The sequence below is a fragment of the Streptococcus australis ATCC 700641 genome (assembly GCF_000186465.1).
GTDB lineage: Bacteria > Bacillota > Bacilli > Lactobacillales > Streptococcaceae > Streptococcus > Streptococcus australis.
Map to the genome: position 1 here is coordinate 489020 of NZ_GL636091.1, position 16805 is coordinate 505824.

Genomic DNA, 16805 nt, shown 5'->3' on the forward strand with positions numbered 1-16805 from the left:
TCTTTTTTATTACGAAGGAGAGACAAAATATTATAATTTCTTTACATAGGCTTGTCTAAGAATGTTCAAGGGGGCTATTTTTGGTATAATGAACATAATCTATAAAAAATAAGGAGAACTTATGAAAAAGCTCGTAAAATATGGCGTCTTACCAGCCTGTTTATTGTTGTTAGCTGCTTGTTCATCAAAACCAGCTACTGAGAAAAAACAAGCCAAAGAGGATAAAGTAGAACAATCTAGCGAATCACAAGAAGAAAAAACAAAAAACAAATTGAGAAAGATGGAGATATTATTCTTCGTGCCATCTTCACGGACCATTCTTCTGGTTTCACAACCTTGATGGGAACGTCAGTTGACAAGTGGAAAAAACAAATTACCGAAAAATTTGTTGATGAAAATGCATCAAAATATCTGCCTGCAGAAAACTTCACACTTGAACTCACAACTGAAACATTTACTCCAGAAAAAATCTTGGAATTGTTTGACCAAGCTCGTTTCAAAGTGCTAGCAACGATTGGTGATGACTATGAAATCACTAAGGTAGAAGACGAAGGAGATACTGCGACAGTTACCTTCAAATCTCGTGCAATTGCAACACGTGACTTGGCTAACTTAATCAACCGTGCAAAATCTAGTCTTTTTGAAAACGGAATTGAAGATGTTAAAAAATTAGAAGACAACACAGATCCAGATCTAGAAAAACGCTTGTCTCTATTGAACAACTTCTTGTTCTACTATGCCTTTGACCGTTTGAATGAAGACTTTGGTTACATCGAACCACGCGAGTACACGTTGGAATTGACGAAAACCAAAGAAGGACGTTACATCCTTAGTGATGAAAGCTTCCTTGAATTGCGTAAGGAAATCTTTGTAAACGAATACTCTGCTGATGGGGCTGAAACTCGTAAAGGAAGTAATTCCTCGAAGAGTGATTCTTCAACTAGCAAAGATTTAGACACAAGCTCAACCTCAAAAGATAAAGTATAAACCCATAAAAAGAGAGTGGGACAGAAATCGGTAATTCGTTAGAATTCGATTTCGTCGTCCCACCTCCGCACAGTTGAGTAGGGCCGTAAAAGCTGATAAAATCAGCGTAGTAGAGCCCACTCAACCACTGCGTCTTGCTCGATAATCCAAAGACAATTGAGAGGCTAGGACTTTTGTCCCAGCCTCTTTTTATTTACTCATTTCTTTTTCCCATATTACTGTACAGAGAGCTCAGAATAGTATAAAATTAATAGTGGAGAATTGGGCATAGATTCCGATTTTTGGGATGATTTTATGTTATAATATTTAAGAAAATAGTATGGGGGATAAAATGAATCGAAGCAGAGAAAACAAACGTTCAACCAGAACTAGCAGTTGGGATCAGCTACGTATTGTCAATAGTGGTCTCTGGGTCTTAACGCTACTTGTGGCTGGACTCTTTCTTTATAATATCTTTAGCTACAATATCCTAGCTTTCCGTTATTTGAATATCTTTGTGACGGTCTCGCTAGTTGGCGGACTTTTTTTAACCTTGGGTTTGATCCTTGCAGGCAAGGCTAAAAAGACGACGCTATTTTTATTGGTCCTAGGCTTGCTAGGGACTTCCATGGGGACCTATGTTACCCAGAAATTGGTCGATGTCTCTGGAAATGTGAACCGAAATGCCAACTATACGGAATTTGAAATGGCTGTCTATGTCAAAGCAGATAGTCCGATCCAAGATATCAAAGAAATTAGTAGTGTAGTGGCCCCTACGGGAAATAACAATGCAGATGATCTTCTAGCCTTGGTAGAGGAAGTGAAGAAAACGCGCCAGCATGACTTGACCATTGAAGATGTGGAATCTTATGCGGCAGCCTACCAGGCCCTACAAGAAGACAAGACACAAGCCATTGCCTTGAATAGTACCTTTGAAGATACCATTGCAAGTGTGGATGCTGACTATGCGAAAAAATTAAAGAAAATTTACTCTTACAAGATTCGCCGCCAAGTGGAAACCAAGGCAAAGGCGGATGCTAATGCGGATACCTTTAACATCTATGTCAGTGGGATTGACACTTACGGTCCAGTGACGTCGGTTTCTCGGTCTGATGTCAATATTATCATGACGGTCAACCGAAAGACCAAGCAAGTCTTGCTGACGACGACTCCGCGCGATGCCTATGTACCGATTGCCGATGGCGGAAACAACCAAGGGGATAAGTTGACCCACGCTGGGATTTACGGAGTAGATGCGTCTATTCATACCTTGGAAAATCTGTACGGCATCAAGATCGACTACTATGTCCGCTTGAACTTCACATCCTTCTTGAAGCTTGTCGACCTCGTCGGAGGGATTGATGTAGAAAATGATCAAGAGTTTACAAGTCTACACGGGAACTACCACTTCCCTGTAGGAAAAGTTCACTTGAATTCGGAACAGGCTCTTGGCTTTGTCCGTGAACGCTACTCTCTCGAAGGTGGAGACAACGATCGTGGGAAGAACCAAGAAAAAGTGATCGCAGCCATTATCCATAAATTAACATCGACAAAAGCATTGAGTAATTACAATGAAATCGTTTCTGGTTTACAAGATTCCTTGCAAACCAATATGCCACTGCCAACGATCATGAATTTGGTCAATACACAGTTGGAGACTGGCGGAAGCTACAAGGTGACTTCACAAGCTGTCACTGGACAAGGTCGAAATGATTTGCCTTCATATGCTATGCCAGGATCTGCTCTTTACATGATGGAGTTGAATGCTGATAGCGTGGCACAAGCCAAAGAAAAGATAAACCAAACCATGGAAGGAAAAAACAATGATTGATATTCATTCACACATTGTCTTTGATGTGGATGATGGACCAAAGACGATTGAGGATAGTAAGCTCCTCATCGAGGAAAGCTACCGTCAAGGGATTCGCACTATTGTTTCGACGTCCCATCGTCGAAAAAGGATGTTTGAAACCCCGGAAGAAAAGATCTATCAAAACTACTTGGCAGTAAAAGAGATGGTGGAGACCTATCTGCCTGAAATGAAACTGCATTTCGGGGCAGAAATCTACTATACGCGAGATATTCTTGAAAAACTGGAAGCCGGGACTATTCCAACGCTTGCTGAGACCAGCTTTGCCTTGATTGAATTTAGTATGGCGACACCCTACAAGGAGATTCACCAAGCCTTAAGTGCGGTCTTGCGCTTAGGAGTAACTCCGGTGGTTGCCCATATTGAACGCTACCACTGTTTGGAAAAGAATGAAAAACGGGTGCGGGAATTGATCCGAATGGGATGCTATACCCAGATCAATAGTTCGAGCGTCCTCAAGCCTAAACTGTTTGGTGATCGCTACAAGTTCATGAAGCATCGTGCCCAATATTTCTTGGACAAGAACTTGGTCCATTTTGTTGCCAGCGACATGCACAATGTCGATCAACGACCGCCATACATGGAAAAGGCTTATCAGATTATTGAAAAACGCTACGGAAGTGACCGGGCGCGTGCCCTCTTTGTTGAAAATCAACAAGCATTACTGGATAACGAATTATTTTAACAATCAAGTTCCATCACGGGGATTGAAAAGGAGAAAGTGAATATGAAAAACCAAGAGAGCCAAGAGATCGAATTGGATGTGGTCTCCCTCTTTAAAACCTTATGGCGTCGTAAATTCTCAATTATCATTACGGCCTTGTTGTTTGCGATTGGAGCCCTAGGGTACAGCGCTTTTGTAGCGAAAAAGATCTACCAAAGTACCAGCCGTATCTACGTGGTCAGCCGTCAGAACCAAGAAAACAATGCCTTGACTAACCAAGATCTTCAAGCGGGATCTTACTTGGTTAAAGACTACCGTGAGATTATCCTTTCTCAAAATGTCTTGAACCAAGCCATTGAAGAGTTGAAGTTGGAAATGACTCCAGCAGAGCTCGCTAAGAAAGTCTCAGTGGCCGTTCCGACAGATACTCGGATTTTGTCCATCACAGCGTCAGACCCAGATCCACAAGAAGCAGCTCGCATTGCGAATGGTTTGAAAGATGTAGCGGCAGAAAGAATTATTGCTGTAACCAAGGTGTCTGACGTGACAACATTGGATGAGGCAGTTGTCCCGCAAAATCCTTCTTCACCAAATATCAAACGAAATGTTGTCATTGGCTTTGTTCTTGGCGGTGTCTCGATTTCCATTCTGGTGATCTTGTCAGAGGTATTGGATGACCGTGTGAAGAAACCAGAAGATATCGAAGAAGTGATGGGCATCACACTATTAGGTGTGATCCCTCATGTGAAGAAACTGTAAGAGGGAGAATTCATGGCAACCTTAGAAATTGTAAAAAGCAAATTAGCAGCGATGACTCAGGCTGAAGAGTATTTTAATGCCTTGAGTACCAATATTCAGTTGAGTGGGACCAATATTAAGGTCGTTGCTATCTCATCTGTGCAACCAAACGAAGGAAAATCAACCATTTCTACGAATTTGGCGACAGCCTTTGCGCGTGCGGGCTATCGAACCTTGTTGATCGATGCGGATATCCGTAACTCGGTGATGACAGGTGTCTTCAAGAGCCAAGGCCGTGTTGCTGGTTTGACAGAAGTCCTTTCTGGGAAGAGTGAGATTTCCCAAGCAATTGCGACGACAGACTATCCAAAACTGGACGTTCTCTTGTCGGGTCAGGTTTCGCCTAACCCTACAGGCCTCTTGCAAAGCAAAAACTTCGAGGTCATCATTGAGGCGCTTCGTAATCATTATGACTATATTATTGTCGATACACCTCCGATTGGGATGGTGATTGATGCGGCGATTATTGCTCAACGCTGTGATGGTAGCTTGATTGTGACGGCAGCAGGAGCTGTTAGTCGCAAGGCTGTTCAAAAGGCCAAAGAGCAACTAGAGCAGACGGGGACACCCTTCCTAGGAGTGGTCCTCAATAAATTTGATATTCAATTAGAAAAATATGGTTCCTATGGTAATTACGGGAACTATGGTAATTATGGGAAAAAAAGATAAGGGATAGGGATATTATGATAGAAGGAAGGGGATTTCACAAATTTGCTTTGGCCTTTGTCCAAAGCTTACCAGTTTTAGTTGTGGCTTATTTGTTTAGTTTTGTGACAGAGACAGAAATCCATTCTAATACAATTTTCTATCTGTATTTGTTACATTACGTAGCCTTTTACGTCAGCGATTACAACCAAGATTATTTCAAGCGAGGGCATCTAGTCGATTTCTTACAAACCTTGAAATACAGCTTGTGCTTTGCGCTTGCCATCAGTTTTTCGAGCTTCTTTTTGGAGGAGAAGTTCTCCCTCTCCCGTCGCGGAATGATTTATTTTCTGTTCCTGCTAACACTTGTTCTTTATTTGATGAACTACCTGATCAAACGCTACTGGCGGCGCTTCTATTATAGCCTCAAAGGCAGTCACAAGATTCTCTTGATTACGGCGAATTCTCGCCTGGATAAAGTTCTGGATCGGCTTCTTTCGTCAAATGATAGCGGTGGGGAAGTGGTAGCTGTCACCGTACTAGACCGCCCAAACTTTCAACACCGCTCTGTTCGGATTGTTCCAAAGGAAGACCTGTTGACCTTTGCGACTTATGAAGTGGTAGACGAAGTCTTTCTCAATCTTCCAAGTGAAGAGTATGATATTGGGGAGTATGTCTCACAATTTGAGACCATGGGGATCGACGTTACCGTCAACCTCAATGCTTTTGATTTGAACTTTGCCGGCAACAAACGGATTCGAGAAGTAGCTGGGCTCAATGTCGTCACCTTCTCGACCAACTTCTATAAGCCGAGTCATGTGACCGCGAAACGTGTGATCGATATTTGTGGTTCCTTGGTGGGCTTGCTCCTCTGTGGCTTGGTGGCGATTGTATTGGTTCCTTTGATTCGTAAGGACGGTGGTCCTGCTATTTTTGCCCAGAAGCGGGTCGGGAAAAATGGCCGCTATTTCAAATTTTATAAGTTCCGTTCTATGTATGTCGATGCAGAGGAACGGAAAAAAGAATTGATGGATCAAAACACCATGACCGGTGGCATGTTCAAAATGGACAATGACCCTCGGATTACGCCAATTGGGCGCTTTATCCGAAAGACCAGTCTGGATGAGCTGCCCCAATTCTTTAATGTCCTAAAAGGTGATATGAGTCTGGTTGGAACCCGTCCGCCAACAGTGGATGAGTATGAGAAGTACACTCCAGAACAAAAACGCCGCTTGAGCTTTAAGCCTGGTATCACAGGACTCTGGCAGGTGAGTGGCCGCAGTGAGATTACAGACTTTGACGAAGTCGTCCGCCTAGATGTGTCCTATATCGATGGTTGGACCATCTGGTCAGATATTAAGATCTTGCTGAAGACGATCAAAGTTGTGTTTAAACGAGATGGAGCGAAGTAGGAAATTCCTGCTTCGTCCTTTCCATGTAAGGAGAAAAATGAAACAGTCAGTTTATATCGTGGGTTCTAAAGGAATTCCAGCAAAATATGGTGGTTTTGAAACCTTTGTCGAAAAGCTGACGGAGTGCCAACAAGACCGAGAGATTCAATACTATGTAGCCTGTATACGGGAGAATTCAGCAAAATCAGGGATTTCAGCTGATACTTTCGAGCATAATGGAGCAATCTGTTACAATATTGACGTCCCTAATATCGGTCCTGCGCGTGCCATTGCTTATGATATTGCAGCTCTCAATAAGGCTATTGAAATGGCCAAGGAAAATAAGGATCAAGCACCGATCTTTTATGTCCTAGCGTGCCGGATCGGACCTTTTATGGCTGGGATCAAGAAGAAGATCAAGGCAATCGGTGGGACCCTCATGGTCAATCCAGATGGGCATGAGTGGTTGCGGGCCAAGTGGAGTCTTCCAGTCCGTAAGTATTGGAAATTCTCTGAGCAGCTCATGGTCAAACATGCCGATTTATTGATCTGTGATAGCAAGAATATCGAGGCTTATATTCAGAAGGACTATGCTAAGTATCAGCCTAAGACGACCTATATTGCCTATGGAACGGATACAAGCAAGTCTATCTTGAGCAAAGAAGACGAGAAAGTTCGGACTTGGTTTGCAGACAAGCAAGTTTCTGAAGGAAATTACTACTTAGTAGTGGGACGTTTTGTACCTGAAAATAACTATGAGGCTATGATTCGTGGCTTTATGCAGTCCAGTTCTAAAAAAGATTTTGTCCTCATTACCAATGTAGAGCAAAACAAGTTCTATGAACAGTTGCGCAAGGATACAGGATTTGATCGAGATCCTCGAGTGAAGTTTGTCGGGACGGTCTATGATCAGGAATTATTGAAGTACATTCGCGAACAAGCTTTTGCTTATTTCCATGGTCATGAGGTAGGCGGGACCAACCCCTCTCTTCTTGAAGCTTTGGAATCAACCAAGCTCAACTTGTTGTTAGATGTTGGTTTCAACCGAGAAGTGGGAGAAGACGGGGCTCTCTATTGGGCCAAAGACCAGTTGGCAAGGGTCATCAATGAGGCTGAGCAACTAGACGCTCAAGCAATTGAAGCCCTCAATGAGAAATCAAGCCGACGCATCGCAAAAGCCTTCACTTGGGAGAAGATCGTAGCTGATTATGAGAAAGAGTTTAAGGGATAAACATGCAGAAAATTTTATACCTTCACGCTGGTGCTGAAATGTACGGTGCTGACAAAGTGTTGTTGGAGCTTATTAAAGGATTGGATAAGGATGCTTTCGAAGCTCATGTCATCTTACCCAATGACGGTGTCTTAGTAGGTGCTTTAGAAAAGGTCGGTGCTAAGGTTAAAGTCATTGATTACCCAATCTTGCGCCGCAAATATTTTAATCCAAAAGGAATCCTTGAGTACTTTGGCTCTTATAACCGTTACTCCAAACAAATTGCTCAATATGCTAAGGAGAATGGCATTACCCTCGTTCACAACAATACGACTGCGGTGCTAGAAGGGATTTACCTTAAACGGAAGTTGAAACTTCCTTTGATTTGGCACGTGCATGAGATTATCGTAAAGCCCAAGGCTATTTCAGACTTCATCAACTTTTTGATGGGGCGCTATGCCGATACGATTGTGACAGTTTCAAATGCTGTAGCTAATCATGTCAAGCAGTCTCGCTATGTGAAAGACGAGCAGGTTCAAGTTATCTATAATGGTGTTGACAATGCTGTCTATCAGGTGATGGATGCTAGCGTGGTCCGTGACCAATTTGGGATCGCACAGGATGCTTTGGTTATCGGTATGGTTGGTCGAGTGAATGCTTGGAAAGGGCAAGGAGACTTCCTAGAAGCTGTGACTCCAATCTTACAGGCTAATCCAAAAGCAGTAGCCTTTCTAGCAGGTAGTGCTTTTGAGGGGGAGGAGTGGCGCGTGGATGAGTTGGAAAAAGCTATTTCTAACTCACCAGTAGCTGGACAAATCAAGCGAATTGACTATTATAGCAAGACGACAGAGCTCTATAATATGTTTGATATCTTTGTCTTGCCAAGTACCAATCCAGATCCACTGCCAACAGTCGTACTAGAAGCCATGGCTTGTGGCAAACCAGTCGTGGGCTACCGACATGGTGGTGTCTGTGAGATGGTCAGGGAAGGTGAAAACGGTCTTCTTGCTACACCAAACCAGCCTGAAGAATTGTTTAAGGCAATTCAAGAATTGGTCTATAATATAGGGAAGAGAGCGCAATTTGGCAAGGCATCTGTCAAACATCAAAAGGAACTCTTTTCATTACAAAGTTATATTCGAAATTTTTCGGAGTTGTATAAAAAATATAAGTAAATAATATTAAGGAAGTAATATGAATTTTCCAATTGATTTTGTGGTAACTTGGGTCGATGGAAGTGATCCGATTTGGCGAGAAAAGAAAAGTCGGTATGATGGATCAGTAGATACGTCCAAAAAAAGCATGAATTCAGAAAAAGCGTACAGAGATTGGGGTACCTTTAAGTATTGGTTTAGAGGTGTAGAAAAATTTGCTCCGTGGGTAAATAAAGTTTATCTTGTAACTGATAATCAGAAACCAGATTGGTTGGATATAAGTAATGAGAAGTTGGTTGTTGTGGATCATAAAGAAATTATTTTTCCAGATTATTTACCGGTCTTTTCTGCAAATCCTATTGAAAGTAACCTTCACAATATTTCAGGACTTTCGGAACAATTTGTGTTTTTTAATGATGATATGTATTTAACTGCTCCAGTTTCTCCATCAGATTTTTTCTCTGAAAATGGTTTACCTAAATACAATACAGCGTTATCTCCGATAATTCCTGAGAGATTTGGTACAGGGAATTTTCAAATAAATGATATGGAAATAATAAATAGTTATTTCAGTAGAAATGAAATTTTGAAGAATGGACAATTCTTTAATCCTAAGCAGGGATTGAAAAATATTGTCAAGTCACTACTATACAGAAACAGTCAATTTATCTGTGGTTTCTGGGAGAGTCATCTTCCCTATCCACTATTAAAGTCAACTATGGATTTGGTATGGGAAAAGGAAAAAGCTATCTTGGAAAAAACCTCGGCTAGTCGCTTCAGAAATCCTTCTGATACTAATGTTTGGGTCTTTAAGTATTGGCAGATTGCTAGTGGTCAATATGCTATTGGAAATCCCAAGTTAGGGGGACTCTTTTCTTTGGATAATGCCGGACCAGAATTTTGGGACTTACTGAATTCTGGAAAATACCAAATTATGTGTATCAATGACGGATTTAATGTTCAAGATGAAGAAAAAGTGATGAAGGAATTTATTACTACAATGGAGAAGTTGTTGCCTGAAAAAAGTGGTTTTGAATTATTGTAAAGAAAGTGAGAAAGAATGAAATCAGTTTGTGCATTAGTAGTAACCTACAATCGTTCAAAATATCTTCAAAAGGCAATAGAAGGTATTTTAAACCAACAACAAAAAGTTTCTGGGATATTAATTTTTAATAACCATGCTACAGATAATACGGAAGAGACACTTATTGATTTAGGCTACATTGACGTAAAAGGAAATGAAATAGTAGAAAATCAACTGTATGAAACTAAAAAGGATGGAAGGCGCTTTTATTATTATCATAATCATGAAAATCTTGGAGGTGCTGGTGGATTTGCTAATGGCATTAAGTTAATCTCTAAACTTGACTACGATTATGTTTGGATCATGGATGATGATGTTTATCCAGAACCTGATTGCTTGGGTAAAATTATGGAACAAATGTTTTTACAAAATGTTCATGTGGGTATTCCGAATCGAACAGATGAGAATTTTGACGATCGTGCTATTACGAATTTTGATTTTGACGATCACCATAAATTTTGGACGGAGTTGAGAAAGACGGTAACATATGGACCGTTCAATGAAGATGCGATAAAAGTTGTTGATATGCCATTTGAAGGTCCTGTTATTGAAATGTCATTGCTTCGAAAAGTTGGTATTCCTGACAGTGGTTTTTTCATTGAGTATGATGATTCAGATTTTGCACAACGCCTTCAACAGTATTCAGAAATTGTGTTTGCTACTAAAGCACAATTACATCGTCAACTTGCAGTGAAGGTGGATCCGAGAGCTGTTAAGCAGGAAGAACCTTACAATTGGAGAAACTATTATAAAATTCGAAACAATATTATTTTTGACAAGCGTTATGGAAAAAATTGGAAAGTTCGTCAGTTAAGCCCACTGATACTAATTGCTCATCATCTTGTGCTTGCTATTCGCCATCGACATTTAAAACAGAACGTTCCGATTATTTGGAAAGGTTTTTGGGATGGTATTTTTCAACGTATGGGTAAACGAGTAGATCCTAATTATTAATAAGGAGTAAAAAATGTCTGAACTACTGTTGAGCTTTATCATGCCAACTTTTAACTCTTCAGAATACTTGGCAAAAACGATGGATAGTCTAATTGCTTCAATTGGTCAACACAGTAGTTCTGTGGAAATAATCTGTGTTGATGATGGTTCAACTGATAGTACTGTTGCTATATTGGAAGAATATAAATCTGTTTTTGATAATTTGATTATTATACGAAATAACCATGGTGGTGTAAGTCAAGCTAGAAACACAGCATTAGATGTGGTATCTGGGACATTTATCAGCTTTGTTGATAGTGATGATCTTTTCGAAGAGAATTTTTTAGATATTTTTTTAAGTATAGAGGAAAATTTTGATATCTTATTTACAGATGTTAAATATTTGGATAAAAATCTATATATACCAGGAATTTCTTTTGAAAAGAAAATCAATGTTTTTAAAAATTCGTTACGAATTGGTGAATATGGCATTGAACCTGGAGTAGCAGGAAAGTTCTTTAGAACAGAGGTAGTTAATAAAAATAGGATAAGATTCAATACAGAGTTATCTGTAAGTGAAGATGTGCTATTTAATTTTAACTTTATTACTTATGCAGATAATGTACTACTTAGTTCAGAAAAATTTTATACTGTAACAGGTACGCATAGTTTAATGTTCTATAACGAAAAAAATCTAGCTGGTCAAGTAGAATTTGTGAATCAGGTAAGAAAAATATTATCTATCTATCCTGATAATTCTGATAAACAATTACTAGAGGATAAGTTCATCATAAATGCAATGACTATTTTTATTGATCGTTACTTTGGACCACTTTGGTTAAATGGAACCTACTCTTTAAATAAAGCGTCAAAATTGATGAAAACCACAATAGAAGATAATGAATTTTCAAAGGCTTTTAATAGTAGTAGACTAGATTATTCCATTGGACATCGTTATGTTGTGTTTAGAAAGTTGTTAAGATATAAACAATACAAATTATGTTTAATTTACAATCGGATAATGGATAAAATTAAGGGATATGAGAGGTTTAGGAAAGATTGATTAGTGTATTATTTCGAAATTCTTATAAATCAATATATATGACTGATCTTATTACTATTTATCTTACGTTTAAATTATTTTGGATTCCTTTAATACAAGAATCGAAAGGTATGGAAAGTACTTGTGAATAACAATCGTTTTATTTCAGAAAAAATCTATTTGTTTACCCTATTTGTGTGGGTTGTTGTCGCTTCATTAGTCACAACCACTTATTTTGTTCGATTAGACGGCTTTCTATCATTTTACCGCACAGTCCTTTATTGTACTACTTTAATGCTGTTGATAAAAGAGTTTATGAACTTTTCGAAAACTATACATTATTTTAGATTTCATTGGAAACAATTATTAATAGTAATAGTATTTTTTATTGTGATGTCTATAGTTTCAAAAAATCGTGATGGAATGTTAGATATAAATGTGTTGCTTCTTGTTTTTTCTGCTAGAGATATTGATTTTAGAAAATTATTGGCTACTTTTTCTCTAGCGACATTTTCAGTACTTTGTTTGACGATTTTTGCCAGTCAACAAGGTATTATTGCCAATATGTTTATGAATGCAGACAACGGTTATCGTTTTAGTTTGGGTTTTAATTATGTATCATTTGCTTCACAAAGGTTATTTTTTGCTTTGTGTAGTTATCTGATGTTTCGTGGTAAAAAAATTTCTTACATAGAATTACTGGCCTTATTTTCGGCTACGATTTACATGTACCAACAAACTTCAACATCCAGTCCGTTTTACTTAAGCATTTTGATACTTGCATATGCATTATTTAGTATCAAAATATTTAAAAAAGGTTTTATTATTGAGAATTTTTGGATTTCACGAGTAACGAATTATGGTTTTATTCTTGCCTTAGTTGTTATCTTATATTTTTGTTTTTATTCATCTGGCAATCTTTTTCACTTAGTGGATCAATACACCCATAATCGACTAAGGCTTAGTGTAGAAGGTTTTCAAAATTTTGGAGTCCATTTGTTTGGGCAACGAATTTCTTTTTCTACGTTAGATATATTTGGGAACTTTACTAGTAATTATAATTTCATTGATAGCTCGTTTGTTCAGCTGTTAGTTATTGATGGTTTAATCGTCAGTGCCTTTATGTTGTTTGCTCTTACTAAAGTTATGAAATATTTTGTATCCATTCGAAAAGATATCGTACTTGCCTGTTTAGGGATTATGATTATCCATGGAATGTTTGATCCTCAGATGTTGGTTCTTCGCTACTCTCCATTAATTTTGTTTATTAGTCGATTATTTATTATGAATCCAGATAAAAAAATTGAATAAACTGAGTTAACTCCAGTTAAAAAGAAAGATTAAGACGAGTTACATCATTATGAAAGTGTTAAAAAATTACGCCTATAATCTCTCCTACCAGTTACTGGTAATTATCTTACCGATTATCACAACACCTTATGTAACGCGGGTTTTTAGTTCAAATGACTTAGGGACTTATGGCTATTTCAACTCCATTGTCACCTACTTTATCCTTTTGGCGACCCTAGGAGTGGCTAATTATGGAACCAAAGAGATTTCAGGACACCGGAAAGACATCCAAAAGAATTTCTGGGGGATTTATACTCTCCAGTTGGGGGCCACGATTTTATCCCTTACCCTCTATGTTCTTTTGTGTGTAACCCTATCTTTCATGCAAAATCCTGTCGCTTATATCTTAGGACTTAGCTTGGTTTCTAAGGGACTCGACATTTCCTGGCTCTTTCAGGGGTTAGAGGATTTCCGAAAGATTACAATTCGGAATATCACGGTCAAACTGGTTGGAGTCATCTCCATCTTCTTGTTTGTCAAATCTGCCAATGATCTTTATCTCTATGTATTCTTACTAACGATCTTTGAGCTCTTAGGTCAGCTCAGTATGTGGCTACCCGCTCGTGAATTTATTGGGAAACCCCATTTTGATTTGGCTTATGCACGGGTGCATTTAAAACCGGTCATTCTACTCTTTTTACCGCAGATTGCCATTTCCTTGTATGTCACTTTGGACCGAACCATGCTGGGGGCTCTCGCATCTAAGATGGATGTAGGGATTTACGACCAGGCCTTAAAACTCGTCAATATTTTGTTAACCTTGGTGACCTCGCTGGGGAGTGTCATGTTGCCTCGTGTATCGAGCCTCTTATCCTCGGGAGATCACAAGGTTGTTAACAAGATGCACCAAATGTCCTTTTTGATTTATAATTTAGTCATTTTTCCCATTATTGCCGGCATGCTGATTGTCAATGATGACTTTGTTCAATTCTTCCTAGGGAAGGATTTCCAGGATGCGCGTTATGCCATTGCCATCATGATTTTTAGAATGTTCTTTATCGGATGGACCAATATCATGGGGATTCAAATTCTAATCCCTCATAATAAAAACAAAGAATTTATGATTTCGACAACTGTTCCTGCCATTGTCAGTGTCGGATTGAACCTGATCTTCCTACCAAAACTGGGCTTTATTGGAGCTGCAATTGTGTCAGTGTTGACAGAATCTTTGGTATGGGGGATTCAACTCTACTTCACACGAACCTATCTTAAAGAAGTGCCGATTATGGGCTCAATGATGAAGATTGTGCTCGCTTCAGGCCTCATGTATGGTCTCTTGCTACTAGCCAAATCCATTGTCTATCTTTCACCGACTCTGAATGTCATTCTGTATGCTGGCCTAGGTGGGGTCATCTATGGAACCTTGATTTTGCTCTTTAAGGTGGTGAATGTGAAAGAGTTTAAACAAACAATAGGAAAACAATCGAAATGAAGAAAATACGGAATATAAACCTAGATTTCCTTAAAATCATGGCTTGTATAGGAGTTGTATTACTCCATACTACAATATCAGGATTTAAAGAAACTAGATCTTGGAATTATTTGACATATTTATATTACTTAGGTACCTATTCAATTCCTCTATTTTTTATGGTAAATGGCTATTTACTATTGGGAAGGAATAAGATTAGCTATTCATACATCCTGCAGAAAGTAAAATGGATTTTTATAACCGTATCAATTTGGTCTTTAATAATTTGGATATATAAGAGAGATTTTTCCGAAAATCCTATAAGAATAATTTTGGACTCTTTGATACAAAAAGGTTATTTTTTTCAATTTTGGTTTTTTGGTGCTCTAATAATTATTTACTTGTGTTTACCTATTTTGAAAAAGTTTCTAAATTCAATAAATAGATATTTACTTATTTTAACTCTCCTAGTAATTATTGGTTTGATGTTTGAACTGACAAATTATTTGCTTCAAAAGCCAGTGCAATTTTATGTTATACAGACATTTAGATTATGGACTTGGTTTTTCTATTATATTTTAGGTGGTTTTCTCGCTCAATTCAACTTGGATATTCTTAAAAAAATGTTTTAAGAGTTGGATGAAAGTAATCACCGTAGTTTTACTATTTGCTTCACCGTTAATCTTGTTTGTGATAGCGAAGGATATTCATCATAATCTTTTTGCTGAATATTTTTACGATAGTATTCTTGTGAAAGCTGTAAGTTTAGGAACTTTTTTGACGGTACTCACGTTTGATTTAAATACAGATAAAAACAGATGGATTATCAATCTTTCTAATCAAACAATGGGAGTTTTTGTTATACATACATATATTATGAAGGTGTGGGAGAAACTAGTGGGATTCAGTTTTGCAGGAGCCCATTTCCTTTTTGCCATCTTCACATTAAGCATTAGTTTCATTGTGGTTGGAATATTGTTGAAAATCCCTTATTTCAATCGAATTGTTAAATTATAAATAGGAGCTCAAAATGTACGATTATCTGATTGTTGGTGCTGGTTTATCGGGAGCAATTTTTGCTCATGAGGCGACCAAGCGTGGCAAAAAAGTAAAAGTGATTGACAAACGTGATCACATCGGTGGAAATATCTACTGTGAAAATGTTGAAGACATCAATGTCCACAAGTATGGTGCCCACATTTTCCATACTTCTAACAAAAAAGTGTGGGACTATGTGAACCAGTTCGCTAAATTCAATAACTATATCAACTCACCAGTGGCTAACTACAAGGGCAGCCTCTACAATCTTCCTTTCAACATGAACACCTTCTACGCTATGTGGGGAACTAAGACACCACAAGAAGTCAAGGATAAGATTGCTGAGCAAACAGTTGATATGAAGGATGTTGAACCTAAAAACCTGGAAGAGCAAGCCATCAAGTTGATTGGTCCAGATATCTATGAAAAGTTGATTAAGGGTTACACCGAAAAACAATGGGGACGCTCTGCTACAGATCTTCCACCATTTATCATCAAACGCCTTCCAGTTCGATTGACTTTTGATAATAACTACTTTAATGACCGTTACCAAGGAATTCCAATCGGTGGCTACAATGTCATTATTGAAAATATGCTTGGAGATGTAGAAGTAGAGCTTGGAGTTGACTTCTTTGCCAATCGTGAAGAGCTGGAAAGCTCAGCGGAAAAAGTGGTCTTCACAGGGATGATTGACCAGTATTTTGACTACAAACATGGGGAGTTGGAATATCGTAGCCTGCGATTTGAACACGAAATCTTGGATGAGGAAAACTATCAAGGCAATGCTGTGGTCAACTATACCGAGCGTGAGATTCCTTATACTCGGATTATCGAGCACAAGCATTTCGAGTACGGTATTCAACCGAAGACAGTCATCACCCGTGAATACCCAGCTGACTGGAAACGTGGAGATGAGCCCTACTATCCAATCAACGATGAAAAGAACAACGCCATGTTTGCTAAGTACCAAGAAGAAGCCTCTAAAAATGACAAGGTCATCTTCTGTGGACGTTTAGCAGACTATAAATACTACGATATGCACGTGGTTATTGAGCGTGCTCTAGAAGTCGTAGCAAATGAGTTTGATTGAAAGAAACAGTGATTCATGAAGTATTTGCTAAAAGAAGAGTTTTTAAAAGATTCGTAATGGAAGTTATTTAACAAATGCATTGAATAAAATTATAAAATAGAAGCCTTTCAGTGGTTTCTTTTTTTCTACTCATTATCACTAATTTTAAAAATTCACCTC

15 protein-coding genes and 1 pseudogene are annotated in these 16805 nt (G+C 38.6%); all 16 read left to right on the forward strand.

Annotated elements, in window-relative coordinates; all coding sequences use genetic code 11:
* Window positions 1-121: 121 nt before the first annotated feature.
* Window positions 122-340 carry a hypothetical protein gene (locus tag HMPREF9421_RS02485; RefSeq protein ID WP_006595409.1) on the forward strand — a complete coding sequence of 73 codons (219 nt, stop codon included), beginning with the start codon at window positions 122-124 and terminating at the stop codon, window positions 338-340.
* Entirely contained in the window at window positions 340-987 is a 648-nt protein-coding gene (locus HMPREF9421_RS02490) for a hypothetical protein (protein WP_006595410.1), read from the forward strand. The genes HMPREF9421_RS02485 and HMPREF9421_RS02490 overlap by 1 nt, the downstream gene beginning before the upstream one ends.
* A 331-nt stretch (window positions 988-1318) precedes the next feature.
* Complete coding sequence (gene cpsA / locus HMPREF9421_RS02495; protein ID WP_050786740.1) at window positions 1319-2797, forward strand: LCP family glycopolymer transferase CpsA; 1479 nt, start codon at window positions 1319-1321, stop codon at window positions 2795-2797.
* Window positions 2790-3521 (forward strand): capsular polysaccharide biosynthesis protein Cps4B, encoded by a 732-nt coding sequence (gene cps4B, locus HMPREF9421_RS02500; protein ID WP_006595412.1) that lies wholly within the window; start codon window positions 2790-2792, stop codon window positions 3519-3521. The genes cpsA and cps4B overlap by 8 nt, the downstream gene beginning before the upstream one ends.
* A 42-nt stretch (window positions 3522-3563) precedes the next feature.
* Complete coding sequence (locus HMPREF9421_RS02505; protein ID WP_006595413.1) at window positions 3564-4259, forward strand: Wzz/FepE/Etk N-terminal domain-containing protein; 696 nt, start codon at window positions 3564-3566, stop codon at window positions 4257-4259.
* A gap of 12 nt (window positions 4260-4271) precedes the next feature.
* On the forward strand, window positions 4272-4967 hold the full coding sequence (locus HMPREF9421_RS02510; RefSeq protein WP_006595414.1) for a tyrosine-protein kinase: 696 nt from the start codon (window positions 4272-4274) through the stop codon (window positions 4965-4967).
* Window positions 4968-4981: 14 nt separating this feature from the next.
* A complete protein-coding gene (locus HMPREF9421_RS02515) occupies window positions 4982-6355 on the forward strand; it encodes a sugar transferase (RefSeq protein WP_006595415.1) in 1374 nt (457 codons plus the stop codon).
* Window positions 6356-6392: 37 nt separating this feature from the next.
* On the forward strand, window positions 6393-7565 hold the full coding sequence (gene cps2T, locus HMPREF9421_RS02520) for a beta 1-4 rhamnosyltransferase Cps2T (RefSeq protein ID WP_006597005.1): 1173 nt from the start codon (window positions 6393-6395) through the stop codon (window positions 7563-7565).
* A 2-nt stretch (window positions 7566-7567) separates the two neighbouring features.
* Window positions 7568-8719: a glycosyltransferase family 4 protein gene (locus HMPREF9421_RS02525; protein ID WP_006595417.1), complete on the forward strand. Its 1152-nt coding sequence runs from the start codon at window positions 7568-7570 to the stop codon at window positions 8717-8719.
* A 19-nt stretch (window positions 8720-8738) separates the two neighbouring features.
* Window positions 8739-9743, forward strand: coding sequence for a Stealth CR1 domain-containing protein (locus tag HMPREF9421_RS02530; RefSeq protein WP_006595418.1), 1005 nt, complete (start codon window positions 8739-8741; stop codon window positions 9741-9743).
* A gap of 15 nt (window positions 9744-9758) precedes the next feature.
* Entirely contained in the window at window positions 9759-10736 is a 978-nt protein-coding gene (locus HMPREF9421_RS02535; RefSeq protein ID WP_006595419.1) for a glycosyltransferase family 2 protein, read from the forward strand.
* 13 nt (window positions 10737-10749) lie between these two features.
* Complete coding sequence (locus HMPREF9421_RS02540) at window positions 10750-11778, forward strand: glycosyltransferase family 2 protein (protein ID WP_006595420.1); 1029 nt, start codon at window positions 10750-10752, stop codon at window positions 11776-11778.
* A 123-nt stretch (window positions 11779-11901) separates the two neighbouring features.
* The gene (locus tag HMPREF9421_RS02545) at window positions 11902-13068 is read left to right on the forward strand and encodes a hypothetical protein (protein ID WP_006595421.1); all 1167 of its coding nucleotides are present in this window, start codon (window positions 11902-11904) and stop codon (window positions 13066-13068) included.
* Window positions 13069-13117: 49 nt separating this feature from the next.
* Entirely contained in the window at window positions 13118-14539 is a 1422-nt protein-coding gene (locus tag HMPREF9421_RS02550; protein ID WP_006595422.1) for a flippase, read from the forward strand.
* A pseudogene (locus HMPREF9421_RS02555) lies at window positions 14536-15535 on the forward strand (acyltransferase). Before HMPREF9421_RS02550 ends, HMPREF9421_RS02555 begins: the two are co-directional and overlap by 4 nt.
* Before the next feature lie 13 nt (window positions 15536-15548).
* On the forward strand, window positions 15549-16646 hold the full coding sequence (gene glf / locus HMPREF9421_RS02560) for a UDP-galactopyranose mutase (protein ID WP_006595425.1): 1098 nt from the start codon (window positions 15549-15551) through the stop codon (window positions 16644-16646).
* Window positions 16647-16805: the final 159 nt, after the last annotated feature.